Genomic DNA, 26,339 nt, shown 5'->3' with positions numbered 1-26,339 from the left:
ATGTCAGAGGTTACCTCGACATGTCCTCTTCCACTCGCACCCGCTCCGGCCGGAATCCTCCCGCACGGATCCCGCTGAGCACTCTGGCGATCGCGCTGGGCCTCGCCGGCGTCGCGTCGACCTGGTCGGCGGCCACCGCCGTCGCCCCGGTGCCCGCTTCCGTCGCCCCTGCCTTCTGGGGCCTGTCGGCGATGGCGACGATCGGACTGCTCGCCGCGCACACCGCGAGAGGCGTGCGCAGCAGCACACCTCTGCGCGCGCAGCTCCGCGACCCCGCGCAGGCACCGTTCGCCGTGATCCTCCCTCTGGTAGGGATGCTCATCGGCATCCGGCTGCTTCCCTCGCTCCCCGTCGCGGGCTCGACGATCGTGACCGCCTCGATGGCCAGCACCGCGGTGTGGGCGGGCTGGCTGGTGAGCACCTGGATGGCCGGCCGGATCGAGCTCGCCGCGATCCACGGCGGGTACATCCTGCCGCCGGTCGCCGGCGGATTCATCACCGCGACCGCCGCGGAGGCACTCGGGCTGCCGGGGCTCGGATGGGCGGCGTTCGGCGTCGGATGCCTCTTCTGGGTCGTGATGACGACGCTCGTGCTCGTGCGCCTGGTCGCCGGCCCCCCGCTGCCGGATGCGCTCACCCCCAGCCTGGCGGTGCTGATGGCCCCGCCGGCCGTCGGCGGACTCGCGCTCTTCGCCCTGACCGACGGCATCGCATCGCCGCTCTCGTCCGCGTTCGCCGGTCTCATGACGCTCCTCGTCGCCGCGCAGGTCGCCACCATCCCGCGTTACCGTCGGCTCCCGTTCACGCTCGGCTTCTGGTCGTTCACCTTCCCGGTCGCGGCCGTCGCGACCTACACGATCGCCTGGCTCGACGTCGCCGAGGTGTCGTCCGCCGGCCCCGTGGCCGTGGCGCTCGCGATCGCCGTCACGCTGTTCGTCACCGCGATCGGCATCCGGTCGCTGCGGGATCCGGCCATCGAGGGCATCCGGACGATCCGGGAATATGCATGCACATACATCTGTTGGCTCCCGTGTACCCGGACGAAGGAGTCCGATCCACTCCTTCCGAAAGGCACTTCTGTGAGCACCCCCGTGATCGACCGCACCGCCCCGACCGAGCACCCCGTCCTCGACGTCCTCGCCGGCCGCTGGAGCCCCCGCGCCTTCGACGCGCAGAACTCGATCGACGAGGCCAAGCTCGCGACCGCCCTCGAGGCCGCCCGCTGGAGCCCGTCCGCCAACAACATCCAGCCCTGGCGCTTCATCGTCGCCCGTCGCGGCACTGCACTCCACGCCCAGGTCGTCGACGCCCTGATGGGCTTCAACCAGGCATGGGCCGGCAACGCCGCGGTTCTCGTCGTCGCGATCGCGGAGACCGCCACCGCCGATGGCACCCCGATCACGCACGCACTCTACGACCTCGGCCAGGCGGTCGCGCACTTCTCGGTGCAGGCCCACCACGACGGCCTGCTCGTGCACCAGATGAGCGGCTTCGACCCCGAGGTGGTCCGTGAGTTCGCGGACCTCGAGGCCCGGTTCGCGCCGGTCACGGTCTTCGCCGTCGGCGAGTTCGGCGACATCGAGGCCCTGCCCGAGGTGCTGCAGCAGCGCGAGGTCGCCCCGCGCGTGCGTCGCCCCATCGACGAGACGGTCGTCCTCAGCGCCTGACCGCTCCCGCCGACGCTGTCAACGGGGTCTCCGGTTTGTCCGGGGGCCCCGTTAGCGTGTGCGGATGGATATGCTCCGCATCACCGGCGCACGGACGAACAACCTCCGCGACGTCTCCGTCGACGTCCCCAAGAAGCTGCTGACCGTCTTCACCGGCGTCTCGGGTTCGGGCAAGTCGTCGCTGGTGCTCGACACGATCGCCGCCGAGGCGCAGCGGCTCGTGAACGACTCCTATTCGACGTTCATCCGCTCGCGACTGCCGCAGCTGCCCGCTCCGGACGTGCAGGCGATGGACGGTCTGACGTTCACGGTGCTGATCGACCAACGTCGGTTCACGGGCAACGCGCGCTCGACCGTGGCGACCGCGACCGATCTGGCCTCGCTCGTGCGCCTCGTCTTCTCCCGCGTCGGCGAGCCGTCAGCCGGCTACTCCCCCGCGTACTCGTTCAACGACCCCTCCGGCATGTGCCCGACCTGCGAAGGGCTCGGCACGGTGTACGACATCGACATCGATGAACTGATCGACCCCGAGAAGAACATCGACGAGGGCCCGGTGCGGTTCAGCCTGTTCCGTCCAGGCGTGTACCGCTGGAAACGCTTCGCCTACTGTGGACTGTTCGACCGCGAGAAGCCGCTCAAGGACTACACGGCCGAGGAGATGGACCAGTTCCTCTATGCCGACAAGCTCAAGCTCGAGGACCCCGACCCGCGTTTCCCGCAGAGCGCGCGCTTCGACGGGGTCATCACGCGGATGCGCGACGTGTTCCTCAAGCAGCGTCCGGTGAAGATGTCAGCCTCCGTGCGCGAAGAGCTCGACCGACTCGTGACGCATCACACCTGCCCCGACTGCCGCGGCGCGCGCGTGAACGAAGCCGCGAGGGCCAGCCTCATCGCCGGGCGCTCGATCGTGGACTGGATGCGCATGCCGGTCTCCGAGCTGCACGCGCTGCTCGAGGAGTTCGACGACCCACGGGTGGCACCGGCGGTCGAAGGGATCCGTCATGCGCTCGACGCCCTGCTCTCGGTCGGCCTTGGCTACCTCGCGCTCGACCGCGAGTCGGCGACGCTGTCCGGCGGCGAGGCGCAGCGCGTCAAGATCGTGCGACACCTCGGCAGCGCGCTCACCGACGTCACCTACGTGTTCGACGAGCCGAGCACCGGGCTGCACCCCGCCGACATCCAGCGCCTCGTCGCCCTGCTCCAACGACTGCGCGATGCCGGGAACACGATCCTCGTCGTCGAGCATCACCCGCAGGTGATCGCGGTCGCCGACCACATCATCGACCTCGGTCCCGGTGCGGGGTCTGCCGGTGGGCTCGTGCAGTTCGAGGGGACGCCGGCCGAGCTCAGCGCCGGCGACACACTGACGGGGCGCCTGCTCGCCGAGCCGTTGCCGATCCGTCGAGCGACACGGGCACCGTCAGGCCGGATCACGGTGCGGGATGCGCGCTCGCACAACCTGCGAGGTTTCGACGTCGACATCCCGTTGGGCGTGCTCACGGCCGTCACGGGAGTCGCCGGTTCCGGCAAGAGCTCGTTCGCGACCGCGGAGCTGCCACGCCAGCACCCGGACTTCACGGTCGTCGGACAGGAACCGCTGCGCGGCGGCGTCCGATCCACGACCCTGAGCATCCTTCGCATCGCCGACACCGTCAGGGCGGTGTTCGCGGATGCCTCCGGCCTCGACCCCTCCTGGTTCAGCTTCAATTCCCGCGGGGCGTGCCCCACCTGTCGCGGCCGCGGCCACATCACGACCGAGCTCGCGTTCCTCGACGACGTGTCCCTCCCCTGCGATGCGTGCGGCGGGCTGCGCTTCAACCCGACCGCTCTGGCCGTGCAGGTCGACGGCGCCACGATCGCCGACGTGCTGGCGGCACCACCGGCCGAGGTCAGCGCCCTCTTCTCCGCCCATGCCGACGTGGTCGAGGCCCTGGCCTGGGTGCAGCGCACCGGACTGGGATACATCCCGGTCGGCCGGTCGCTCGACACGCTGTCCGGCGGGGAGAAGCAGCGTCTGCTGCTGGCCCGCCACCTCAGCGATCCGCACCGCGACCGGGCGGACCGCATCATCCTCGACGAGCCGACCTCCGGCCTGCACCCCTCCGACGTCGACACCATCAACCTCCTCTTCGACGACCTGCTCGAGGAGGGAGCGACGCTGGTGGTCGTGGAGCACAACCTGCGAGTGGTCGCCCGTGCCGATCACATCATCGACATCGGTCCGGGGGCGGGATCCGACGGCGGGAGCCTGATCTTCAGCGGGACGCCGTCCGAGATCGTGCGTGACGACGACTCCCTCACCGGTCGCGCACTCGCCGCGGCCTCCGGTCTGCGCGGCTGAGCCTGCACGAGAGTGCTGAGCCCGCACGTCAAAGCCGAGACCCCACGAGAAGAGGGACCCGCGGATCACCCGCTGGTCCCTCTTCTGTGTCCGAGCGGTTCAGCTCAGTCGTGGCGTGTCAGTCCTCGAGGAGCTCCGCCTCGATCACGTCATCCTCGTCGGAGTCGGAGTCGGCCTCGGGCTCCGGCGTCGTCGAGGTGAGCACGAGGCCCATCCCGTCGGCGGCCACGTCGACGCGAACCGTGTCGCCGTCGTGCACGTTGCCCGAGAGCAGCGCGGTCGCGAGCTTGTTCTGCACCTCGCTCTGGATGAGGCGGCGCAGCGGACGAGCACCGAACATGGGGTCGTACCCGCGCTCGGCGAGCCAGGCCCGCGCATCCGAAGTGACCGCGAGGGTGAGTCGCCGGTCCTTCAGCCGGTCGTGCAGCTGGTCGACCGAGAGCTCCACGATCTGTGCGAGGTCGTCTTCGCTCAGCGCCGAGAACATCACGATGTCGTCGAGGCGGTTCAGGAATTCCGGACGGAACGCCTGCCGCACGAGCGCCATCACCTGGTCGCGTTTCTCATCGGGTGCGAGCACGGGGTCGATGAGGATGGGCGAGCCCAGGTTCGAGGTGAGGATCAGGATCACGTTCGAGAAGTCGACCGTGCGCCCCTGCCCATCGGTGAGCCGACCGTCGTCGAGCACCTGCAGCAGCACGTCGAACACCTCGGGGTGCGCCTTCTCGACCTCGTCGAGCAGGATCACACTGTACGGCCGGCGACGCACGGCCTCGGTCAGCTGACCACCCTGCTCGTAGCCGACGTACCCGGGAGGGGCGCCGACGAGCCGGGACACCGAGTGCTTCTCGCCGTACTCCGACATGTCGATGCGCACCATGGCGTGCTCGTCGTCGAAGAGGAACTCCGCCAGCGCCTTGGCAAGCTCGGTCTTGCCGACACCGGTCGGGCCGAGGAACAGGAACGATCCGGTCGGACGACCGGGGTCGCTGATCCCCGCGCGCGAACGGCGGACGGCGTCGGACACGGCCTTCACGGCGTCCTTCTGCCCGATCAGGCGCTTGCCGAGCTCGTTCTCCAGGTGCAGCAGCTTCTCACTCTCACCCTGCAGCAACCGGCCGACGGGGATGCCGGTCCACGCGGCGATCACGGCCGCGATGTCCTCCTCGGTCACCTGCTCGTTGACCATGCGAGGCTCGCTCGACGCGGTGTCCTCCGCCTGCTCGGCCTCCGCGATGTCGCGCTCCAGGCGCTTGATCGTCTCGTACTCGAGCTTCGAAGCCTTCGTGTAGTCGGCATTGCGCATGGCGAGGTCGCGCTGCGTGATCGCGTCGTCGAGCTGCTTCTTGAGCTCGCCCACCCGGTTCAGACCCTGACGCTCGCGTGCCCAGCGGGCTTCGAGCTCGGCGAGCTGTCGCTCCATGCCGACGAGCTGCTCGCGCAAGGCGCTCAGTCGCTCCTTGGACGCAGCGTCCTTCTCGCGCTTGAGGGCGAGCTCCTCGAGCTTCATCCGGTCGACCTGACGCTTGAGCTGGTCGATCTCGACCGGAGACGAGTCGATCTCCATCTTGAGCCGCGACATCGACTCGTCGATCAGGTCGATCGCCTTGTCGGGCAGCTGACGCGCGGGCAGGTACCGGTTCGACAGGGCCGCGGCCGCAACGAGAGCACTGTCGGAGATGGTCACCCCGTGGTGCGCCTCGTACCGACCCTTGAGGCCGCGGAGGATCGCGATCGTGTCCTCGACAGTGGGCTCTCCGACGTAGACCTGCTGGAAGCGGCGCTCGAGCGCTGCGTCCTTCTCGATGAACTCGCGATACTCGTTGAGGGTGGTCGCGCCGATCAATCGCAACTCGCCGCGGGCCAGCATCGGCTTCAGCATGTTGGATGCGGCGACCGAGCCTTCACCGCCACCGGCGCCCATCAGCACGTGCAGCTCATCGATGAACGTGATGACCTGCCCGTCGGACTCGGTGATCTCCTTGAGCACCTGCTTCAGCCGCTCCTCGAACTGGCCGCGGTACATGGCGCCGGCCACGAGGGCGGAGATGTCGAGCGTGACCAGCTCCTTGTCCTTGAGGGACTCGGCGACGTCGCCGGCGACGATGCGCTGGGCGAGGCCTTCGACGACGGCGGTCTTACCGACGCCGGGCTCGCCGATCAGCACGGGGTTGTTCTTCGTGCGTCGGGTGAGCACCTGACTGACCCGACGGATCTCGCTGTCGCGTCCGATCACGGGGTCGAGCTTGCCTTCGCGGGCACGGTCGGTGAGGTTGATGCCGAACTGCTCGAGGGCGGACTGCTGCTCTTGGTTCTGGTTGCCGGTCTGCGGGGTGGTCATGCGCTCCTCCTGGAGTTGCTCCTTCTGGTCGTCTCCCGTCCACCAAGTCGGAGGACGGGATCAAAGTTGAGTCTTATTGACTCAAGTTTAGCACTCGCCGAGATTCTCCTCCAGTCCGTCCGCCTCGTCAGCGCTCCCGTCCGATCGCGTCCCAGATCGCGGACGCGACAGCGCGTTTGGAGCCGGAGACGATCGCCGCCACCGCACCCCCGGGGCCCAGGATGTGCACGGCATTCTCCGCGCTCTCGAACCCGCGCTCCCAGCCGACCTCGTTCACCACCAGCAGGTCGACACCCTTGCGCTGCTGTTTGCCGCGAGCGCGAGCGAGCAGTTCGGCCTCGTCCTCCGGAGTCTCGGCTGCGAAGCCGACGACGAGCTGACCCGGGCGACGTGCAGAGGCCAGGGCTGCGACGACGTCCTCGTTCTCGATCAGCTCGATGGCGGGTACCCCGCCGCCCTCCTTGGTGAGCTTGCGCTCCGAGACCGCGACCGGTCGGTAGTCGGCGACCGCGGCGGCCATCACGATCACGTCCGACTCTGCGGCCTCACGCTTCATCACCTCTGCGAGCTGGATCGCGGAGCCCACGCCGACGACGCGGATCGACGGATGCCGCACGTCGGCGAGCACGTCACCCGAGATGTTCGCCGACACCAGGGTGACCTCGGCTCCGCGAGCGGCCGCCTCCGCGGCGAGCGCCGCACCCTGCCGGCCGCTGGAGCGGTTGCCGAGGAAACGCACGGGATCGATCGGCTCGCGAGTGCCGCCGGCCGAGACCACCACCCGCACGCCGGCGAGGTCACCGGGAGCCAGCAGCGCCTGCGCGGCGGCGAAGACCTCCTCGGGTTCCGACATCCGGCCGGGACCGCTGTCACCACCGGCGAGCTCACCGTCGGCAGGACCCACCAGGTGCACACCGCGCTCCCGCAGGGTCGCGATGTTCGCCTGTGTCGCCTTGTTCCGCCACATCTCGGCGTGCATCGCCGGAGCGATCAGCACCGGGGCCTCGGTCGCGAGCAGGGTGGTCCCCAGGAGATCGTCGGCGAGCCCGGCAGTGATCTTCGCGATCGAGTTCGCGGTCGCCGGCGCCACGATCACGAGGTCGGCCGCCTGACCGAGAGCCACGTGCCGCACCCGTGCCACATCCTCGTGCACGCTCGTTGTCACGGGGTGACGACTGATCGCCTCCCATGTAGGCAGCCCGACGAAGCGCAGCGCATCCGCGGTGGGCACCACGGTCACGTCGTGGCCGCCCTTCGTGAGCAGGCGCACCAGATGCACCGTCTTGTACGCGGCGATGCCGCCTGTGACTCCGACCACGATGTTCACGTCTCGATTCTGCCCCAGCATCCACCGCCGCGGGCCGACGATCGTTCCGCCGACCTAGACTTGATGCCGTGTGCACGGTCGTGATCGATGTCGAGAATGCCGGATCCGCACGACTTCTGGCGGTCCGCGACGAAGACCCGCTGCGGGCCTGGGACTCCCTCGGAGCGTGGTGGCCGGACGACTTTCCGGGCGTGGTGGGTATCCGCGACCGCCGAGCGGGCGGCGCGTGGCTGGCCGCGAACCCGGCAGAAGGACGACTCGCCGTGCTGCTGAACCGCGCGGACGTGCGTGACCTCCCCGCAGCTCACGCGGTGTCCCGCGGCGCCCTCGCCCTGGAGTCGGTGACGGGCCGATCGCCGGTCGCACCACTGCCGATGCACGGCTTCAACCTGCTCGAGGTGGGTCCCGCCGGCGCGAGAGTGCTCTCGTGGGACGGCGTCGAGCTTCGCGAGACACCCATCGACCCCGGAACGCACATGATCGCGCACGACGATCTCGACGATGCGACGACTCCGCGGATCCAGGCGTGGCTGCCCGAATTCCGCGCCCTGGGTCCGACCGCCGACAGCGACGACTGGACGGCCGAGTGGACGGCCCTGCTCGCATCTTCGACCGCGCTCCCTCCGGAAGACGACAGGGCGATCATCCGCGACAACCGGCCGCACGGCTACCCCACGCAGTCCCTGCTCTACTGCATCGCCGCCGTCACCAAGGACGGGGTCGAGGTGCGCGACGTCGCACTGCCCGCACCTGCGCACTGGTCTGAACACTGAATCCGGCCTGAACACTGACCCTGGCTGAGCAGCGACCCCGGCTGGACACTGAATCCGGCCTGGACACTGAATCCGGCTGCGTGATGGACCCGCCCGGCTCAGGCCGCGGGCACCGCGGATTCCTCGGCACAGGAGAACCGCGCACGGTAGGCGGTGGGGGTCAGCCCGAGCACTCTCGCGAAGTTCTGCCGCAGCACAGCCGCTGAACCGAATCCGCACTCGTCGGCGATGTGCTCGAGCGGCAGGTCGGTGCGCTCCAGCATCCGCTGCGCGTGGATGATGCGCTGACGCGCGAGCCAGGCCGCCGGCGTCGCGCCGTATTCGGCTTTGAACCGGCGGGCGAACGTGCGCGGCGACATGAGGGCCCTGGCCGCCAGCTGGTCGACACCGAGGTCTTCGCGCAGGTGCTCGACAGCCCAGTCGGCGACCGCGGCGAGCGAATCGGTGGGGACGACGGGGATGGGGCGATCGATGAACTGTGCCTGGCCTCCGTCGCGCTGCGGGGGCACGACCATCCGGCGGGCGATGCGGTTGGTGAGCTCGGCACCCACCTCCTGCCGGAGCAGATGCAGGCAGGCGTCGATGCCCGCCGCGGTGCCGGCACTCGTGATGATCTTGCCGTCCTGCACGAACAGCACGTCGGGGTCGATGTCGATCTGCGGATACATGTCGGCCATGACGTGCGCGTACATCCAGTGCGTGGTGGCGCGTCGACCGTCGAGCACCCCGGCAGCGGCGAGGATGAACGATCCACTGCACACGCTCATCACCCACGCGCCGCGGTCGACCGCATGGCGGGCGACGTCGACCAGAAGCGGATCCACGTCGCCCCAGTTCTCCCGGGGAAGAGGGCAGAACACCACGAGGTCGGCTTCGTAGGCGAAGGTCAGATCGTGCTCGACGTTCACCGAGAAGCCGATCTTCGACGTCACGACGCCGGCACGGGGAGCGACGATGCGGAAGTCGAAGTTCGGCACCCCGTCATCGGCGCGGTCGAGGCCGAACGCCTCGCAGGCGACGCCGAATTCGAAGGGCGCGAACCCGTCCTGGATGACACAGGCGACCGTCTTCATACACACTCTCGGTTGGCAGTTTTCATACGTTCAGAGTCTATTCTGCCACTCGTGGCGGTTCGGCATCGAACGTAGCGTTTCTGCCATGATACTCCTCATCGCACTCCTCGCCCTCGCCGCGTGGGCCACGATCGCCACCTTCGTCGAACTGCGCCGCGACGGATACCGTCGCACCCCGACCGACTGGACGCGCCTCGCAGGACGCGATGTCGGGCAGCAGGCCGAGTCGGGGCACGGTTACCGCTGACCAGCACCATGACCGCGGGGGCTACGCTCGTCGTCATGAGCGAGCCTCAGCGACCTTCCGGTCCCCCCGCCCCGCACCTGCCCGCGTCTCCGCAGTACCCGACGACATCGCAGAACCCCGCAGCACCGCAGAACCCCTCCCCGCAGTACCCCGCCCCGCAGCACCCCGCAGCACCCCAGTACCCGCCGGCACCGCTTCCGTCTTATGGTGCGCCGCAGCACCCCGCTGACACGGGGAACCCGCTCGGAAGGGTCGCGTTCCTCATCGCGGTGATCGCTTTCGCCGTCAATCTCGTCATCTCGCTGACGGCGCCGTTCGCCTACTTCGCCGCTGACGGTTACGGCTGGTACAACGCCCTCTCCGGCCTGGTCGGCGTGGTGAGCCTCGTCGCATACGTCCTGGCGTTCATCCTCGGGCTCGTCGCCGTACGCCGGCCCGGCCCGCACCTGCTCGCCGGCATCGCGATCGGCATCGCCGGAGTGGGCGCCATCGGCATGGCGACCACCTGGATGTCGTCGCTCTTCTACCAGTTGTTCTGAGGCTGCCTGCTCGAAGACACGACTGCCGGCGCCGTCGTGATCATGCGAGCACCCGTTCGTAGACCTCGACCATCGCCGCCGTGCGCGATGACTGTCGGAACGCCTCGGCCACCTCGGGCAGCGGAACAGGAGCCGCCCCACGCGCGATGTCGTCTGCCGCACGTCGCAGCGTCTCAGCCAGCGCGACGCGTCGGCGAGCCTCCCGGTCCACCCCGGATCCTGCTTCCGCATCAGGCTCTGGTACGGCCCACAGCCCGCCGCCGAGCTCCGCGGCGATGTCGGGGTCGCAGATCACCGACGGCGTTCCGAGGGTGGCTGCCTCGAAAGGGGTCATCCCCTGGGTCTCGAAGCCGATCGACGTCTGCACGAGCGCGTCGGCGGCGGCGATGCGCGCCAACGTCTGCGGGTAGGTGAGGCGTCCGGCGAAGTGCACGCCGTCGCGTGCGCGGACGATCTTCTCGGCGGCTGCGCGCTGAGCGCCTCCCCCGATGATCTCCAGATCGGCGACGACTCCCGAAGCGACGAACGCCTCGAGGAACGGAAGGAGACGCTTCTCCGGGCTCATCCGGCCGAGCCAGACGAACCGCGGTATCCCCGGCACGCGGTCTGCGGGCTTGTCCGCGAGCGTCTGCTCGCGGACGTCGTCGTCGATGCCGTTCCAGATCACGTCCACATGCGGGAAGACGTCGTGCTGCTCGAGGCGGCGGGCGAAGTGCGTCGAGGGGGCCGTCACGGCGGACGCCCCGGCGGCGAGGCCGCGCAGGAACGCCCACCCGTCGCTTCCCTTCGCCGGGTATCGCCCCTTCGACGGAACCGCGATGCCGCGCAGGGCGATGCCGCGCCAGGCGTTGAGCGCCGCGAGCACCGGGCGGTGCAGCGGAGTGACGGCGGCGATACCGACGTCGACCCGGTTGTGCATGGTGTGCACGACCGGGATGCCGTGGCGCTGCGCATACCGGTGTCCGATGAAGGCTCCCCAGAAGTCGGCCTGGACGTGCACCAGGTCGACGGGCGGACGGCGGGTCATGGCCTTGTCGAGGAAGCGATCGGTGCCGCGCCCGGGCCAGCTCATCGAGTATTCGCGATCCGTCGTGATCGGCATCGACGGCAGGTCGACGTACGCGCCGCCGTGGGTGCCGGACGACGCACGCGATCCGTGCATCTTCGGAGCCACGACCGTCACGGTGTGACCGGCGCGTTCCAGGAACTCCCGCTGGAGCCGCATCGACACCTGCGCTCCCCCGAGGGAGTCGAGGTGTTGATCGCCGAAGAAGACGATGTGCATGGCGGGTTACTCCGGCAGCGGCTCGTCGCGGTACAGCGCCTCGAAGGTGTCGAGGGTGCGGTTGATGTCGTGGATCAGGACGCCGTCGAGCGAGGCCTGCTGCATCCGCTCGTACTCCGCGGGCTCCGCCGTGAGCACGTCGGTGAGGCGTGCAGCGAGCTCGTCGGCATTCCCCGGCTCGAACAGGTAGCCGTTCTCGCCGTCGTGCACCAGGTGCGGGAGGGCCACGGCATCGGCCGCGACGACGGGCAGGGCCGAAGCCATGGCCTCCATGGTCGCGATCGACTGCAGCTCGGCGATCGAGGCGATCACGAACAGGCTCGCCCGCGACAGCAGGGCTCGCAGCTCCTCGTCGGTGGTGCGCCCATGGAAGGTCACCCGGTCGGAGAGACCGAGCTGGGCGGTCAGGTGCTCCAGCTGCTTGCGCTGGTCGCCCCCGCCCACGATGTCGAACGTGGTCTCGAGCGCGGGGTCGAGCTTCGTCATGGCCTGGAGGATGACCTCGACCTGCTTCTCGGCGGTGAGGCGTCCGACGAACACGATGCGGTTCTTCTCGCGCGGACCGATGACCGGCGTGTACTGCGAACGGTCGATACCGCAGCTGACGGGGATGACCCCCTTCACCTCGACGGTGTTCTCGAGGAAGTCGGCGGCACGGCGGGTGGGCGTGGTGATCGCCCTGGTCAGGTCGAACGTGCGCTTCGCGTCGGCCCAGGCGAACTTCAGCACCAGGTCGTCGATGAACTTGGGCATGGTCGTGTGATCGAGGATGTTCTCGGCCATCACGTGATTGGTCGCGATGACGGGGATGCCGCGCTCGTGGGCGATGCGCGCCAGTCCGCGACCGATCACGATGTGCGACTGGATGTGCACCACGTCCGGCTGCACCCGGTCGAGCACCTTGCGGGCGTAGTGCTTCGAGCGCCAGGGCCATACGAAACGCAGCCAGTCGTGCGGAGGCCAGCGGACCGACGGCAGCCGGTGCAGGGTCATCGGCTCGCCTTCGATGACCTCGGTCCGCGGCTCGGCGCGGCGGTAGGCCTGGTTGAGGGCGACGACGTGCACGTCGTGTCCGCGCTGCACGAGGCCGGCGGCGAGGCGCTCGGCGAAGCGGGCGGCGCCGTTGATGTCGGGCGCGAACGTGTCGCAGCCGATCACGATCTTCAACGGTCGGGGCGCGGATTCGGCGGCGGAGCCGCTCGACGGATCGATCGGATCGTCGGAGGAGGTCACAGACATGCTGCCTTACGATGTGGCGGCCAAGGGAGAGCCCTGGTCGGGCGCTGGCCACTCTACCGGAGGGCCCTGATCGTGCCGCCGAGGCGTACCGGGCATCACTCAGACGCACCGGCTACCGTGGAGTCATGCGACTGAGTGCCGACGCCGATCCCCAGCTGTGGATTCCCGTGACGGACTCGCTCGGCTGGAAGGGCCGCCGCCACCGGAAGGCCGCGATCCGGATGCTGCTCGGCCAGGTCAACGCCGCGGTCGGAGCGACGGAGCGACCCGGCTCGAGGTTCGGCGCGTGGGCGATGAGCCAGGCGGCGCCGATGCTCATGAAGCGTGCGGACGGACGCGTGCTGGTGTGGACGTGGAAGGCGGAGCCCGAGCTCGTCGTGGCGATGGCGACCGCACAGGTGCTGACGCCTGATGTGCGCATCGCCCGGGCCTCGATGCCGATGGACTACGACGACACGGAGTCGTTCCCCACGAGGCTCGGCGTCGGCGAGAAACTGCTCGTCCCGATGCCGCCGTCGCCCGCCTCGCCGCCGTTCGCGACGTACACCTGGGACACGGGTACGCACCTGGTGACGTTGACGGCCGTGTGCAGCGACAAGGAGCGGTTCGGCACGCTGATCGGCGCGCTGGACGACCTCGCGCGCAGCCTCCTCATCGCCGACGACCTCACGGGCGGCGAGTCCCCCGACGTGCTGAGACTGCCGCCTGCCTGACATCGCTCTCCCGCTCCCCGTGTGATTCCCGGGAGGCCGCGGATCGCATCCCGCGTCATTCCAGTCCGTGCGAATCCAACCATGCCTTCGCGACTCTCGCAGGGGCACGCGCCAGCCATGCATCCGTGATGATCTCTTCGAGCCGGCCCCGGTCGACGGCATCGAGACGGACGAGCAGTCCCGGGTAGCCGTCGAAGTGGGGGATCGTGAACAGCGCATCCGGCTCGGCGGCCAGAAGGGCATCCTTCTCTTCGAGGTCGGCGACCCGCACCGCGAGCACATCACCGGTGGGCCACTCACGCCCGGCCTCGGCGAGCTGTCGCAGATCGGTCGTTCTCGGTCCGCGAAGCCACGCGAACTGGCCGCTCTTCAGCCGCCAGGCCGCCGCTCCGGTGTGACCGCCGACGGATTCCTCGGCGCCGGGCAAGGCGAGGGCGATCGCGCGCACATCGTCGATGCTCACCATCCCGCCATCGTGCACCCGTTCGCCCTGCCACGACAACGGGTCCGCGCACATCACCCACACACGCGAGAGCAGGAGCACACGCGGGCTCAGCACACGAGGCTCAGCGCACGAGGCTCAGCGCACGATGCTCAACGCACGATGCGCAGCGTCCGCACCTCGAAGGGACGCAGTCGCAGCGCACCGCCCGTCCGTGCATCGTCGATCTCGTCCTCGATCAGACTCACCTCGCGCACCTCACGGTGGTCGAAGCCCACGGACAGCTCGCCGACCGCACGACGCCCGAGCGCTTCGTACACACGCACGATGACGTCGCCGGAACCGTCGTCGGCGAGCTTCACGGCCGACACGACGATGCCCTCGCCCTGCACCGAGACCAGCGGCTCGACCTCGCGCGCCCCGCGGAGAACCGTGGGCAGGCTGTTGATGCGGATGCCCTCGGCTGTGGCGATCGCGGCGTCGGCGCCGATCACGAAGCCGACCTCGATCTCGTGGGGACCGTGATCCGTGTCCGGGTCGGGGAAGCGCGGCGCCCGCAGCAGGGAGAGCCGCACGGTTGTGGTGACCCCGTCCTCGCCGACCTCGCGCGTCGTGTCGTACCCGTAGATCGAGTCGTTCACGAGGGCCGCACCGAAGTCCTGCTCGCGCACGAGCACGAACCGGTGCATCGAGGTCTCGAACTTTGCGGCCTCCCAGCTGGTGTTCGTGTGCGTGACGCGCGCCTGGTAACCGAACTGGGTCTCGGCTTCGGTGTGCGACGCCTGGATGTCGAGCGGGAACGCCAGCTTGAGCAGCTTCTCGGTCTCGTGCCAGTCGATGTCATTGCGCAGCAGCACGGTGCGCGACTTCGGCGCGAGCACGATCGTCTGCGTGATGGTCGACTCCGAGAACGGGCGCACGACGACGATCTGCGCGACACCGTTCACGAGTGATGCCTCGATGGAGGAGACCGCCGTGAGGTCGTCGACGCTGTTGCGGTAGTACCGGTCGATGTCCCAGGCGTCCCACATGTTCGGGAAGTCCTGGTGCAACTGGAACAGGTTCGCGGCCCTGCCTGCGGCGACCGTCTCCCTGCCCGACGCCTTGTCGACGGCAGACACGATCAGCCCCTCGCCCGAGACGAGCACCGACACGAGGTCGTTCTCGATCCGCCAGCCATCGGCCTCCTCGACGAGCGTCACGGGTGCGACCGTCGACTCCCCCACGAACGCGGCGCCCAGCGCCCGACCACCGGCGACCGAGCTCGGCTCGAACCGCAGCTCGCGGTCACCCTCGCCGGCGAGCGACCGGCGCGCGGCGTCGGCGATGTCGCGCGCATCCGACAGCACGTCGGACAGCACGGCGACGGCCTCGCGGTGCACCCACGCGATCGATGTCCCGGGCAGGATGTCGTGGAACTCGTGCAACAGCACGGCCTGCCACAGCCGGTCGAGCTCCGCCTGCGGGTACTCGGCACCGGTGCGCACGGCATCGGTGGCGGCCCACAGCTCTGCTTCGATCAGAGCATGCTCGGCCCAGCGGTGCAGGGCCTTCGTGGCGTGCTGGCTGGTGAGCGTGCCGCGGTGCAGTTCGAGGTAGAGCTCGCCGACCCACACCGCCGGGTTCGGCAGCTCGGCCTTGGCGGCGTCGAAGAACACGTCGGGGTGCTCCCATACGACCTGCGCGCTGCCCTCGAGGTCGCGCAGACGCTCGGCCTTGCCGGTCATCTCACGGGTCGTGCCGCCGCCGCCGTCGCCCCAGCCGACCGGAGCGATCGACCGCGAGCTGAGGCGGTTCTCCTTGAACTGACGGGAGGCCTTCGCCACCTCCATACCGCTCAGCTGCGAGTTGTAGGTGTCCATCGACGGGAAGTGCGTGAACACCTGCGAGCCGTCGATGCCCTCCCAGAGGAAGGAGTGGTGCGGGAACACGTTCTGCTGGTTCCACGAGATCTTCTGCGTGAAGAACCACTCGAACCCGGCACGGCGCATCAGCTGCGGAAGGGCCGGCGAATAGCCGAAGCTGTCCGGCAGCCACACGCCCTTCGAGCGGATGCCGAACTCGCGCTCGAAGAAGCGCTGCCCGTGCGAGAACTGCCGCACGAGCGACTCTCCCGTCGGCATGACGGTGTCGGACTCCACCCACATGCCGCCCAGCGGCAGGAAGCGTCCGGCGGCGACCGCAGCCTTGACCCGCTCCCACACCTCGGGGCGGTGCTCCTTGATCCAGGCGTACTGCTGCGCGCTCGACATCCCGTACTGGAACTCGGGCTGCTCCTCGATGAGCGTGGTCATGGACGAGGTCGTGCGCGCGACCTTGCGGATCGTCTCGCGCACCGGCCACAGCCAGGCCGAGTCGATGTGCGCGTGACCGACGGCCGAGATGCGGTGCGCGCTCGCCTCTGCGGGAGCGGCCAGCACATCGGCGAGGCGGGCGCGGGCGTCGGAGGCGGTCTCCACGATGTGCTGCAGGTCGAGCACGTCGAGCGCGTCGTCCATGGCCTGCAGGATGCGCATGCGGCGCGGCGACGTGGCAGGGAGCTCCGCCTGCAGCTCGAACAGCACCTCGAGGTCGAGGGACAGGTCGAACACCTCGGGCTCGAACACCGCCAGGTCCATCCGGCGGGCGCGGTAGAGCGGCTCCTTCGAGGACGTGAGGATGTCGCCCTCCTGCGTCGGCAGGAAGGGGTGGTAGTCCAGCAGCACCGGGTTGGACGCCGCCTCGAGGTACAGCTCGATGGGTTCGTCACCCGCGGCGGTCTCGGCGATCGGCACCCACTGGTTGCGCGGGTTGATGCTCTTGATCGGCGTGCCGTCCGGACGATAAGCCAGGGCCTCGCACTGGAAGCCGGTCATGTTCACGTCGAAGCCGAGGTCGATGAGCGCCTCGACCCGGCGGCCCGCCCACTCTGCCGGGACGCGTCCGGTGAGCTTGAACCAGGTGGTGCCCCAGGCGGGCCCCCACGGCGCCCCGACGACGCCTGGCGCGTAGTCGAGGGCGAGCCCCTCGGCGGGGGCGATGGGCTCGCCGGGCAGCTCGTGGATCTCGACGCCGAGCGGCACGGAGGCCGAGTGGATCGCCGGGCGGATGCGCTCCTCGAGAACGCGCTTGACGCGGCCGACGGTGAGCGAGGTGTCGTCATGCATGAGTGGGTCTCCGGGCTCGACGGTGAGGGCTGATTCGGGTCTGCGGTGATGCGCTGTGACTGAATGCTATCTGTTGTACTAAAGCGATCTAGTGCACGAGTCTAGGGCACGATCCGGCTTCTTTCCCGAGGCTAAACCGATCAAGTAGGGTGAGGGACTATGAGTCCGGCGAAACGCGTCACGATCGCCGATATCGCGCGCATGGCTGGCGTGTCCCCCGGTGCCGTCTCCTTCGCCCTCAACGGGCGCCCCGGCGTGAGCGAGGAGACCAGGCACCGCATCCTCGCGATCGTCGAGGAGAACGGCTGGCAGCCGAGCTCCGCGGCGCGCGCACTGGTCGGCGCGCGCGCCAACACGGTGGGCTTCGCCCTCGCCCGCCCCGCTCGTTCCCTGGGCTCCGAGGCCTTCTTCACCGACCTCATCGCCGGCATCGAATCGCGTCTGTCGGAGAGCAAGGTGAGCCTGCAGCTGCGACTCGTCGCCGATGTCGCGGAGGAGATGGAGGTGCACCGGCAGTGGCGCTCCTCCAATCAGGTCGACGGGTTCATCTTCATCGACCCCCGCGAAGACGATCCCAGGGTCGGGCGCATCGAAGCCCTCGACGCCCGCGCCGTGATGATCGGGTCGGAGCCCTCCCCCGAGGGTTCGGTGCCCAGCGTCTGGATCGGCGACGACACCGTGGCCGAGACGCTCTTCTCCTACCTGTCCGCGCTCGGACACACCCGCATCGCCTACGTCGCTGGGCCTGCCGAGCTCGAGCACACGCGACTGCGGGCCCAGGTGCTCGAGGGCATGACCGCCGACGGCCTCGAGGGCGAGGTCATCACCACCGACTTCTCACCCGCACGCGCCTCCGCGGTGACGCGGACACTGCTGTCGGGGCGACAGCGCCCGACGGCCATCGTCTACGACAACGACGTGATGGCGGTCGCAGGTCTCCGTGTGGCCCAGGAGATGGGCCGCGCCGTCCCTCGCGATGTCTCCCTCGCCTCTTTCGACGACTCGGTCATCGCCGGGCTCATCAATCCGTCGATCACGGCGATGACCCGCGACACCTTCGAACTCGGAGAGCGTGCCGCCACCCTGCTGCTGCAGCAGATCGAGGCGGGAGCGAATCTGCCGAGCGTCGAGGGCCCGACTCCCGTGCTCACGGCGCGCGAGAGCACGGCTCCGCCCGCTCGCACGGGCTGAGCACTCGCACGGGCTGAGACGAACGCCCGACCCGGATCAGCCGGGAACGACCGTGTTCACCGAGCCGTAGGGGTCGACGGCATCCGCCGAGAGGTCGGGGCGGATCAGGCGGCGGATACCGCGCGCGTCGAGCGCGACAGGGTCGAGTGCGTCGTGCGAGGTGACCAGTGTCGGATCGAGTCCGGCGGCGCAGGCGTCCACCCATGCCTGGAACACGGCACCCCCTGGGCTCAGTGCCGCGCGGCTCACGGGAACCTCACGCTCGTCGACGTCGACCACGATCGCGGTGTCCCGCGCGGGCGGGGCGACGCGCTGGCGCAGCTCGGGGATGAGTTCGGCGAGACGCCGACCGATGGGCTTCGCGGCGCCGTCCTGACCGATCAGCCCCAGGGTGTACTCGAGTTCGGGGAAGTCTCCGAGGTCACGGCTCACGTCGTGCGAGCACCACCACGTGATGCCCCAGAGGTTCTCGGTGCGCACGGCCGAGCGCACGGTCGCTTCCAGGAAGCCGGGCATCTCGTCGTCGGTGAGACAGTTCGAGGGGGCGCCCACCTCCTGCAGCCACACCACCCGGTCGGGGTCTGTCGCGAAGGCGCGGGAGAGCTCGATCAGGTACTCGGCATGACGGTCGGAGGCGACGGAACGCCCGCCGTAACGCTGGGCGGTGCCGTTGAAGATCCAGGAGTGGATCGTGGTCATCGCGCCGAGACGGGAGGCATGGGCGGGGGTGAAGCCGTGCCCGTCCATGTACCAGACCGCGTCGTACTCGCTGTGGACGTGCGGGAGCCCTGGCGCTGCCGCCTCCGCCGCCGCCAGCAGCGCGGAGATCCACCCCCCGGCCTCGTCCTGCGTGACCGGCCAGGGCGACGGATGCGTGTGCGCGGAGAACTGGTTCGTCTCGTTGCCGAGCGTCAGCCCGAGGAAGTTCGGCGCCTCGCTCAGCGCTCGCCCCAGGCGGTCGACGAGCGCGATCTGCCCCTCGAGCGCCCTGGGGTCGGTGAACATGTTCTTGTCGTGCCAGGTGTACAACCACGACGGCACGAAGTCGAAGCTCGAGAGATGCCCCTGGACCACATCGATGCTGGCATCCATGCCGAACTCGCCGGCGATGTCGACGACGGCGCGCACGTCGTCGATCGCCTTCTCGCGGATCAGCGTGCGGTTCGGCTGCAGCACGGTCCACAGGGGGAAGACGCGCACATGGTCGAGCCCGAGCTCGGCGAGGGCGGCGAAGTCGCGACGCACGTCGTCGGGGGTGAAGTCGAGCCAGGAGTGCATCCAGTTCTTCGACGGCGTGTAGTTCGCCCCGAACCTCAGAGGAGCATCGAGGGCGCCGCGCTGCGTCATGTGTCAGACCTTTCGGACGTGTCCTCCGGAGAGGGCGGATTTCGCACCACTATAACGCTTGAGCAACAGACGATGCACCCTGTCCTGCGCGCAGACAGTGATCTCGCGGCCGGGTGTCTTGACAGGGACGGAATCGGATGGTTTCATCTGCTAAAGCGTTGTAGTCCCCGATCGGACTGCCGCGCGGATTCGCCCGCCTCGAGGAAGAAGCACGATGAAAGTTCCCACACGCATTGTCGCTCTGGCAGCATTCACCATCGGCGTTCTGGCGCTGACGAGTTGCACGGGAGGCGGCGCATCCTCCGGTGCTTCCGGCCCCATCGACACATCGGGCGAGCTGAGCGGGAAGATCCAGTTCCAGACCTGGTCGCTCAAGAACGAGAAGTTCACCCCGTACTTCGAAGACCTCATCGCCGCGTTCGAGAAGGAGCACCCCGACGTCACGGTGGAGTGGCTCGACCAGCCGGGCGACGGCTACCAGGAGAAGATCCTGAGCCAGGCGAACGCCGACACCCTGCCCGATGTGCTGAACCTGCCGCCGGACATCGCCTACCCGCTCGTCGCGGCAGGCAAGCTCGTGGACCTGGAGACCGCGGACCCCGATCTGAAGTCGACCTACAACACCGGCGCATGGGAGGCGTACAGCGCCTACCCCGGTGTCGAGGGAACCTACGGCCTCCCCTGGTACCTCTCCAGCGACGCCTCGTGGTGGAACCTCGCGCAGCTCGCGCCGTTCGGGGTGACCGAGCAGAACCTGCCGACCACGGTCGACGAGCTCCTCACCCTCGCGGAAGACGTGGCGACGGAGTCTGGCGGCAAGGTGCAGCTGCTCTCCTCCATCCCGGCCCTCGACACGTTCACGGCCGCCGGCATGGAGGTCATCGACGACAAGGGCGAGTTCGACTTCAACACCGACGAGGCGGCGGCGATCATCCAGAAGTACGCCGACGCCTACGCCGCGGGCGCCATGCCCGCCGAGGCCCTCACGGGCGACTACGGCGGGAACGCCGAGGCGTACATCCAGGAGAAGGTCGCCTTCACGACCGGCGGCACCGGGTTCACGACCGACCTGCAGAAGGACGCCCCGGCACTGCTCGAGAACACGGTCGCAACGCCCCGCCTCGGGGTCGCACCCCTGTACGTGCAGGGACTGAACGTCTCGGCCGACTCCGACAACAAGGAAGCCGCGCTCGCGTTCGCGGAGTTCGCGACGAACCAGGAGAACCAGGTCGCGTTCTCGTCGCTGGCCGTCGGCACCGCGCCGGGCACGGCCGAAGGTGGAGACCAGGTCGTCGACAGCATCGCCTCGACCGTCACCGACGAGAAGCAGCTCGCCGCGATCGACACCGTGTTCGGTGCGATGAAGGATGCCAAGGCCCTGCCGTTCCAGTGGACGTCCGACATGGCCACCTACATGACCCAGCAGATCGCCCTCGCCGTCAACGGCGAAGCGGACCCGAAGGCCCAGCTCGACAAGATCGTCGAGTACGCCAACGCCAACCGCGTGGACCAGTGAGCATGCGCGCGGACACCGGCACCAGGAGCCGGAGGAAGACGATGAGATCCCACAAGTGGTACACACCGTGGCTGCTCATCGCCCCCGCCGTGATCTGGGTGCTGGTGTTCGCGCTCTGGCCCTTCCTGAACACGGTCTTCCTCAGCTTCACCGACGCCAGGCCGTTGCGCACGCCCGGCTTCGTCGGTGGAGCCAACTACGAGCGCATGTTCGGCGACGAGATGTTCTGGAACGCCCTCACCACGTGTCTCATCTACGTGGTGGTGTGCGTGCCCCTGCTCACGATCCTGCCGCTGCTGCTCGCCCTCCTCGTGCAGAAGAAGCTGCCGGGCATCTCGTTCTTCCGCACCACGTTCTACTTCCCCGTGATCGCCTCGGTCGTGGTGGTCGCCCTCATCTGGACCTGGCTGTTCGACAGCCGCGGCATCATCAACCAGACGCTCGACTTCCTCGGCCTGATCGACAAGCCGATGCCCTTCCTCGTCGACCGCTGGCTGCTGCTCGGGTGCGCCATCCTGCTCACGGTGTGGAAGGGACTCGGCTACTACATGGTCGTGTACCTCGCTGCCCTCGGGAACGTCGGCAAGGAACTGCACGAGGCCGCGATGCTCGACGGCGCCGGGTCGTTCCGCCGCTTCCTCTCGGTGACGATCCCGTCGGTCCGCGGCGCGATGCTCCTCATCGCGGTGCTGATCGCCGTCTCGGCCATGCGCGTGTTCGCCGAGCTCGACGTGCTGTCCAAGAGCACGGGCGGCCCCGGCGGCTACGACATGTCGCTCGTGATGCTCATCCGCCAGGTCGGCTCCGGCCTGAACGGCAACATCGGCTACGCCTCTGCGATCAGCGTCGCCCTGTTCCTCCTGACGCTCATACCGCTCGCGGCGATCGCGTTCATGAACCGCGAGAAGAAGGCGAAGGCTCCCGCATGACCGCTCAGACGATCACCGCGCCCGAACGCGATGAGAAGCCGCAGGACGCTCCCGCTCCCGCGCGCGAGCGCATCTTCCGGCACCGCGGCTCCGGCGACTTCAGCAAGCCGACTCTCGGCGGGCTGATCGGCCGATACGCCTTGCTGGTGCTCGTGCTCTTCCTGGTCATCGGACCGTTCGTGTGGCAGCTGTCGACCTCGTTCAAGGGCGCGACCGAGAACATCTACTCCTTCCCCCCGGAGCTGATCCCGCGCGAGCCGACCCTGCAGAACTACACCAGGGTCGCCGACGTCGTGCCCGTGTACCTGTATGCGTGGCACTCGCTGCTCGTCTCCGTCGGCACCGTGATCAGCAACGTGATCCTGGCCACATTCGCCGGCTATGCGCTCGCCTGCATGAAGTTCCGCGGCAAGTGGATCGTGATGGGCATCCTGCTGTCGACCCTGCTGTTCCCCGGCGAGGTGACCGTGACGAGCAATTTCCTCACGATCCGTGCGCTCGGCCTCGCCGACACCCTGTGGGGAGTGTTCCTGCCCGGAGCGATCAGCGCCATGAACGTGCTGCTGGTCGCCACCGCGTGCCGCATGATCCCGAAGGACGTGCTCGACGCGGCCACCGTCGACGGCGCGACCACGTGGCAGCGCATCCGCCACATCGTGTGGCCGAACATCCGCGGCATGGTCTCGGTGGTGGCGATCTTCGCCTTCATCGGCGCCTGGGACGACTACCTCTGGCCGTTGATCGTGCTCTCCGATCCCGCGAAGTACACGCTGACGGTCGGCATGGCCTACCTCAACAGCAGCTTCTCGGTCGACCCGCGTCTGATCGCGGCCGGCACCATGATCGCCCTCGTCCCCATCGTGATCATGTTCTCGTTCACGCAGCGGTTCTTCTTCAAGGGCGTGCAGGAAGGCGCGATCAAGGGGTGAGCAGCGTGCACCTCATCCCGGCGGACGGCCCGGCCGATCCCCCGTCTTCCCGCCCCCGCAGCGGCGTGCTCCGGGCTCCGGTCTTCGCCTTCTCGTTCGATCCGTCCGCCGGCGAGCAGCGGCTCGACGTTCCGGATCTCCCCGCTGTCGAGATCACCCAGGACACCGTGCTGCACTGGGCGTTCTACGCGGACGGGCCGGCGGCGACGCTGGCACCGCACGCCTCACTCGCTGTGACGGTCGATGTGCGCTTCGCCGACGGCTCGCGGCTGAGCGACGACGCGGCCGTGCGGGACCGCTACGACTTCCCGGTCACCGCGCAGGCGCAGTTCGACGCCCGGTGGAGCCTGCCGGAGCAATGGAACGCCGACACCGTCGCCCTCGCTCCCTTCGCCGGTCACGCGGGGGTGGTCGAGGTCGTGTTCGGCACCGCGGCTCTGCCTGCCGATACTTCCCCTGCCGATGCTTCCCCTGCCGATGCTTCCCGTGCCGATGCCGCGGACCTCCCCTCGCGCTGCACGGGCTTCGTGCAGCTCATGGTCGAGGAGAGGGTGCCGGCGCCGGCCGACCTCGCACCCGCGGAACGCGTCGACACCCGCCGCGGCTCGCACTCGGGTGCACGATTCTCCCGCGGTAACACCATCCCGGCGGTCGCCGTGCCCCACGGGTTCACGTTCGTCACGCCGGCGACCGATGCGGAGGATTCCCGCTGGCCGTATCGCCCGTTCGTGCACGACGACCCGCAGGGGCGACGACTCGAGGCCCTGCAGTTCTCGCATCAGCCCAGCCCCTGGATCGGCGATCGTTCCGTGCTGCAGCTGATGCCCTTCCTCGGAGACCCGACATCGAGCCGTGCAGGGCGACGGCGCTGGATCACACCGGGCACCGAACGGGCGCGGCCGCACGAATACGCGGCAGAGCTCGGCGATGGCCTGCGCGTCCAGCTGACGGCGACCGCCCACACCGGCGCGTTCCGCGTGTGCAGCTCCGACGCCGACGCCCGCATCGGCTTCGTCATCGACCAGCTCAGCGACGAAGGATGCCTCGCCTGGACGGACGCCGGGGGGTTCGAGGGCTGGATCCCTGAAGGCTCCGAGGAGTGGGGCAACGCTCCCCGCTGCTTCTTCGCCGGAGTGGTGATGCACCCCGACCGGGACGCCAGTGGGGACGGGCCAACCTTCGCACACGGTCCGCTCGATGATGACGGACGCGGTGCGGTCGCGGGCCACGTCTCCGGACGGGGCTCACTCGAGGTGCGGATCGGCATCTCCTTCCTCTCCGTGGGACAGGCCCGACGTGCCCTGGAGACCGAGGCGCCGGCGCCGATCGCCTACGAGGAGCTGCGCGATGCGACCGCTGCCCAGTGGGATCGGCCGCTGTCGCGCGTGACGATCCCCCCGCTGGCGGACGCCGACCTCCCCTATCGCTCGCTCGCCGACGAAGAGCACCGCTCCCGGATCGCCGCCGCCCTCCACCGGATGCACCTGTACCCCAACAGCGCCGCGGAGAACGTCGGGACGGCGGAGGCGCCCGTCTGGCGGTTCGCCGACGTGTTCGCTGCGCGTGCGTCCTGGGGCGATACCCCACCGATCGTCGACGGTGAGCTCGTCGTCAACAACGGCTACTGGGACACCTATCGCACCGAGTGGCCGGCGCTCGCCCTGCTCGACCCCGCGCTCACGGGGCGCCTCCTCGAAGGTCAGTTGGAGCAGTATCGCCGCGGAGGCTGGATGGCGAGGTGGAGCGCCCCGGGGTACGTCGACAGCATGGTCGGCACCTCCAGCGACCAGATCTTCGGAGATGCCGCCCGCTGGGGCGTCGGGTTCGACCGCGCGGCCGCCTTCGAGAGCGGGTGGCGGAACGCCTGCGAGCCGGGGCCCGACGCACGCCATGGCCGCAAGGGGATCGCGACCGGCCGGTTCACCGGGTACATCTCCTCGGAGGTGCCCGAGGGCATGAGCTGGAGCATCGAGAACGCGGTGAGCGATGCCGCCCTCGGCCACTTCGCCGCGCAGCTGGCCGCCGAGTGCGAGTCCGCATCGGATGCTGCCCGCTATCGATCCTTCGCCCGCTACTTCGCGAACCGCGCGCGGTCGTATCGCACCCTGTTCGACCCGGACACCGGATTCTTCCGCGGCAGGGATTCCCTCGGCGAGTTCGCAGGAGGCTTCGACCCCCGCTCCTGGGGCGGAGACAACGTCGAGACGAACGCCTGGGGCATGTCGGTCGGAGCCGTGCACGACGGCGCAGGACTGGCTGACCTCCACGGCGGCCCCGAACGTCTCGGCCGCCATCTCGACGCGCTCTTCGCCGAACCCGAGACCGCGGACGAGCGTTTCGGCGGTGCATACGGCACCGTGATCCACGAGCAGCGGGAGGCACGCGCCCTGCGGTCGGGGATGTGCGCGATCTCCAACCAACCCGCTCACCACATCCCCTTCATGTACGCGTTCTCCGACCGCCCGTGGCAGACCGCGTCCGTCGTGCACGACCTCGCCGGGCGCCTGTTCGCCGGCGCCCACATCGGCCAGGGGTACCCGGGCGACGAGGACAACGGCGAGATGAGCGCGTGGTGGCTCTGGGCCGCACTCGGGCTCTATCCCCTGGAGCTCGCCTCGGGACGACTCCGGATCGGGTCCCCGCTGTTCGACGACATCCGCGTGGCTCGCGGCGACGGCTCGACGCTGCGGATCCGGTCACGACGCTCCGCTCCGTCCGCCCATGTGCTGCAGGAGGCGCGACTCGACGGCGTGACCCTGACGTCGGCAGACCTGCCGATCGATGCGCTGGTCGGAGACTCCGTTCTCGAGCTGCGGTTCGGTACCGACCCCCTCCTGGCGCTGGAAGTCGCGGATCCGCAGCAGCACTCGGTGCCCTGGCATCAGGATCTGACGTCGCGCGACGGATACCCCCTCGCCTCGTCAGGGGTCACGAACCCCGAGCACCTCTTCGACGATGGCGCGGGCCTCGCCCTCGAAGGTCGGCAGGAGAGCACCCTGCACACCGGGGACTGGATCGGATGGCGGTTCCCCTCGCCGCAGAGTGTCAGCGACGTCACGGTGACCACGACCTCAGAGGCCTCCTCCTCCGCCCTGCTGTGGGAGCGCCTGACGACTGCGGGTGAGTGGGAGACCGTCGCGACGACCCATGTCTGCGAGCTCCCGGCCGACCGTACGACGCCCTTCACGTTCACGGAACGAGTCGTGACCTCGGCGATCCGCGTCCGGGCGGAAGCCGAGGTCACGCTCCGTCAGATCGAGCTCTTCGATCTCGACTGATCGGGTCTCGTGCCGC

General features: G+C 69.0%; 19 protein-coding genes and 1 pseudogene. 12 read left to right on the top strand and 8 right to left on the bottom strand.

What is annotated here, in order from left to right; genetic code table 11:
* Window positions 1-20 precede the first annotated feature (20 nt).
* The 3 genes and pseudogenes from HDC31_RS20095 to HDC31_RS01345 form a co-directional block, all read left to right on the top strand.
* Window positions 21-941: pseudogene (locus HDC31_RS20095) on the top strand (transporter); the annotation flags it as partial.
* Between the two features lie 138 nt (window positions 942-1,079).
* A complete protein-coding gene (locus tag HDC31_RS20090) occupies window positions 1,080-1,667 on the top strand; it encodes a nitroreductase family protein (protein WP_258546257.1) in 588 nt (195 codons plus the stop codon).
* Window positions 1,668-1,731: 64 nt separating this feature from the next.
* Complete coding sequence (locus HDC31_RS01345; protein ID WP_218867278.1) at window positions 1,732-4,008, top strand: excinuclease ABC subunit UvrA; 2,277 nt, start codon at window positions 1,732-1,734, stop codon at window positions 4,006-4,008.
* Between the two features lie 118 nt (window positions 4,009-4,126).
* Here the strand turns inward: HDC31_RS01345 and HDC31_RS01340 are convergent, their stop codons facing one another.
* Window positions 4,127-6,349: an ATP-dependent Clp protease ATP-binding subunit gene (locus HDC31_RS01340; RefSeq protein ID WP_179515742.1), complete on the bottom strand. Its 2,223-nt coding sequence runs from the start codon at window positions 6,347-6,349 to the stop codon at window positions 4,127-4,129.
* A 127-nt stretch (window positions 6,350-6,476) separates the two neighbouring features.
* Window positions 6,477-7,676 carry a bifunctional phosphopantothenoylcysteine decarboxylase/phosphopantothenate--cysteine ligase CoaBC gene (gene coaBC / locus HDC31_RS01335; RefSeq protein ID WP_113680462.1) on the bottom strand — a complete coding sequence of 400 codons (1,200 nt, stop codon included), beginning with the start codon at window positions 7,674-7,676 and terminating at the stop codon, window positions 6,477-6,479.
* 68 nt (window positions 7,677-7,744) lie between these two features.
* On the opposite strand from coaBC, the gene HDC31_RS01330 reads away from it, so the two are divergent.
* Window positions 7,745-8,449, top strand: coding sequence for an NRDE family protein (locus tag HDC31_RS01330; RefSeq protein WP_113680457.1), 705 nt, complete (start codon window positions 7,745-7,747; stop codon window positions 8,447-8,449).
* Between the two features lie 98 nt (window positions 8,450-8,547).
* Here the strand turns inward: HDC31_RS01330 and HDC31_RS01325 are convergent, their stop codons facing one another.
* Window positions 8,548-9,522 carry a GlxA family transcriptional regulator gene (locus HDC31_RS01325; RefSeq protein ID WP_179515741.1) on the bottom strand — a complete coding sequence of 325 codons (975 nt, stop codon included), beginning with the start codon at window positions 9,520-9,522 and terminating at the stop codon, window positions 8,548-8,550.
* Between the two features lie 85 nt (window positions 9,523-9,607).
* Here HDC31_RS01325 and HDC31_RS01320 point away from each other — a divergent pair, with 85 nt between their 5' ends.
* Both HDC31_RS01320 and HDC31_RS01315 read left to right on the top strand, forming a co-directional pair.
* The gene (locus HDC31_RS01320; RefSeq protein WP_179515740.1) at window positions 9,608-9,769 is read left to right on the top strand and encodes a hypothetical protein; all 162 of its coding nucleotides are present in this window, start codon (window positions 9,608-9,610) and stop codon (window positions 9,767-9,769) included.
* 35 nt (window positions 9,770-9,804) lie between these two features.
* Window positions 9,805-10,308 carry a hypothetical protein gene (locus HDC31_RS01315; protein WP_179515739.1) on the top strand — a complete coding sequence of 168 codons (504 nt, stop codon included), beginning with the start codon at window positions 9,805-9,807 and terminating at the stop codon, window positions 10,306-10,308.
* A 40-nt stretch (window positions 10,309-10,348) separates the two neighbouring features.
* Here the strand turns inward: HDC31_RS01315 and HDC31_RS01310 are convergent, their stop codons facing one another.
* Window positions 10,349-11,593: a glycosyltransferase gene (locus tag HDC31_RS01310; protein ID WP_113680459.1), complete on the bottom strand. Its 1,245-nt coding sequence runs from the start codon at window positions 11,591-11,593 to the stop codon at window positions 10,349-10,351.
* A gap of 6 nt (window positions 11,594-11,599) precedes the next feature.
* A complete protein-coding gene (locus HDC31_RS01305) occupies window positions 11,600-12,832 on the bottom strand; it encodes a glycosyltransferase (protein WP_061018016.1) in 1,233 nt (410 codons plus the stop codon).
* Window positions 12,833-12,957: 125 nt separating this feature from the next.
* Here HDC31_RS01305 and HDC31_RS01300 point away from each other — a divergent pair, with 125 nt between their 5' ends.
* Window positions 12,958-13,545: a hypothetical protein gene (locus tag HDC31_RS01300; protein ID WP_113680460.1), complete on the top strand. Its 588-nt coding sequence runs from the start codon at window positions 12,958-12,960 to the stop codon at window positions 13,543-13,545.
* A 55-nt stretch (window positions 13,546-13,600) separates the two neighbouring features.
* On the opposite strand, the gene HDC31_RS01295 is transcribed toward HDC31_RS01300, so the two are convergent.
* On the bottom strand, window positions 13,601-14,011 hold the full coding sequence (locus HDC31_RS01295; protein ID WP_046748722.1) for an MmcQ/YjbR family DNA-binding protein: 411 nt from the start codon (window positions 14,009-14,011) through the stop codon (window positions 13,601-13,603).
* Between the two features lie 128 nt (window positions 14,012-14,139).
* Window positions 14,140-17,133, bottom strand: a complete 2,994-nt coding sequence (locus tag HDC31_RS01290) for a glycoside hydrolase family 38 C-terminal domain-containing protein (protein ID WP_179515738.1) — start codon at window positions 17,131-17,133, stop codon at window positions 14,140-14,142.
* A 159-nt stretch (window positions 17,134-17,292) separates the two neighbouring features.
* Between HDC31_RS01290 and HDC31_RS01285 the strand changes: the two genes are divergently transcribed.
* The gene (locus tag HDC31_RS01285) at window positions 17,293-18,324 is read left to right on the top strand and encodes a LacI family DNA-binding transcriptional regulator (RefSeq protein WP_113680771.1); all 1,032 of its coding nucleotides are present in this window, start codon (window positions 17,293-17,295) and stop codon (window positions 18,322-18,324) included.
* 36 nt (window positions 18,325-18,360) lie between these two features.
* On the opposite strand, the gene HDC31_RS01280 is transcribed toward HDC31_RS01285, so the two are convergent.
* Window positions 18,361-19,671 carry a glycosyl hydrolase gene (locus HDC31_RS01280; RefSeq protein ID WP_179515737.1) on the bottom strand — a complete coding sequence of 437 codons (1,311 nt, stop codon included), beginning with the start codon at window positions 19,669-19,671 and terminating at the stop codon, window positions 18,361-18,363.
* A 214-nt stretch (window positions 19,672-19,885) separates the two neighbouring features.
* Between HDC31_RS01280 and HDC31_RS01275 the strand changes: the two genes are divergently transcribed.
* The 4 genes from HDC31_RS01275 to HDC31_RS01260 are packed head-to-tail and all read left to right on the top strand — an operon-like array spanning window position 19,886 to window position 26,323.
* Window positions 19,886-21,187, top strand: coding sequence for an ABC transporter substrate-binding protein (locus HDC31_RS01275; RefSeq protein ID WP_061018009.1), 1,302 nt, complete (start codon window positions 19,886-19,888; stop codon window positions 21,185-21,187).
* A gap of 41 nt (window positions 21,188-21,228) precedes the next feature.
* On the top strand, window positions 21,229-22,116 hold the full coding sequence (locus tag HDC31_RS01270) for a carbohydrate ABC transporter permease (RefSeq protein WP_058632343.1): 888 nt from the start codon (window positions 21,229-21,231) through the stop codon (window positions 22,114-22,116).
* Window positions 22,113-23,045: a carbohydrate ABC transporter permease gene (locus HDC31_RS01265; RefSeq protein WP_113680770.1), complete on the top strand. Its 933-nt coding sequence runs from the start codon at window positions 22,113-22,115 to the stop codon at window positions 23,043-23,045. The genes HDC31_RS01270 and HDC31_RS01265 overlap by 4 nt, the downstream gene beginning before the upstream one ends.
* Complete coding sequence (locus tag HDC31_RS01260) at window positions 23,042-26,323, top strand: glycoside hydrolase domain-containing protein (protein ID WP_113680769.1); 3,282 nt, start codon at window positions 23,042-23,044, stop codon at window positions 26,321-26,323. Before HDC31_RS01265 ends, HDC31_RS01260 begins: the two co-directional genes overlap by 4 nt.
* Window positions 26,324-26,339: the final 16 nt, after the last annotated feature.

It is taken from the genome of Microbacterium sp. JAI119 (genome assembly GCF_013410135.1).
Taxonomy (GTDB): domain Bacteria; phylum Actinomycetota; class Actinomycetes; order Actinomycetales; family Microbacteriaceae; genus Microbacterium; species Microbacterium oxydans.
This window is presented reverse-complemented; position numbering and strand designations above follow the sequence as displayed.

Coding starts and splice junctions, on each gene's coding strand:
- HDC31_RS01265 (WP_113680770.1), top strand. CDS start 22,113: ATGACCGCTCAGACGATCACCGCGCCCGAACGCGATGAGAAGCCGCAG.
- HDC31_RS01285 (WP_113680771.1), top strand. CDS start 17,293: ATGAGTCCGGCGAAACGCGTCACGATCGCCGATATCGCGCGCATGGCT.
- HDC31_RS01315 (WP_179515739.1), top strand. CDS start 9,805: ATGAGCGAGCCTCAGCGACCTTCCGGTCCCCCCGCCCCGCACCTGCCC.
- HDC31_RS01300 (WP_113680460.1), top strand. CDS start 12,958: ATGCGACTGAGTGCCGACGCCGATCCCCAGCTGTGGATTCCCGTGACG.
- HDC31_RS01290 (WP_179515738.1), bottom strand. CDS start 17,133: ATGCATGACGACACCTCGCTCACCGTCGGCCGCGTCAAGCGCGTTCTC.
- HDC31_RS01325 (WP_179515741.1), bottom strand. CDS start 9,522: ATGAAGACGGTCGCCTGTGTCATCCAGGACGGGTTCGCGCCCTTCGAA.
- HDC31_RS01270 (WP_058632343.1), top strand. CDS start 21,229: ATGAGATCCCACAAGTGGTACACACCGTGGCTGCTCATCGCCCCCGCC.
- HDC31_RS01305 (WP_061018016.1), bottom strand. CDS start 12,832: ATGTCTGTGACCTCCTCCGACGATCCGATCGATCCGTCGAGCGGCTCC.
- HDC31_RS01275 (WP_061018009.1), top strand. CDS start 19,886: ATGAAAGTTCCCACACGCATTGTCGCTCTGGCAGCATTCACCATCGGC.
- HDC31_RS01345 (WP_218867278.1), top strand. CDS start 1,732: ATGGATATGCTCCGCATCACCGGCGCACGGACGAACAACCTCCGCGAC.
- HDC31_RS01310 (WP_113680459.1), bottom strand. CDS start 11,593: ATGCACATCGTCTTCTTCGGCGATCAACACCTCGACTCCCTCGGGGGA.
- HDC31_RS01295 (WP_046748722.1), bottom strand. CDS start 14,011: ATGGTGAGCATCGACGATGTGCGCGCGATCGCCCTCGCCTTGCCCGGC.
- HDC31_RS01340 (WP_179515742.1), bottom strand. CDS start 6,349: ATGACCACCCCGCAGACCGGCAACCAGAACCAAGAGCAGCAGTCCGCC.
- HDC31_RS01320 (WP_179515740.1), top strand. CDS start 9,608: ATGATACTCCTCATCGCACTCCTCGCCCTCGCCGCGTGGGCCACGATC.
- HDC31_RS01280 (WP_179515737.1), bottom strand. CDS start 19,671: ATGACGCAGCGCGGCGCCCTCGATGCTCCTCTGAGGTTCGGGGCGAAC.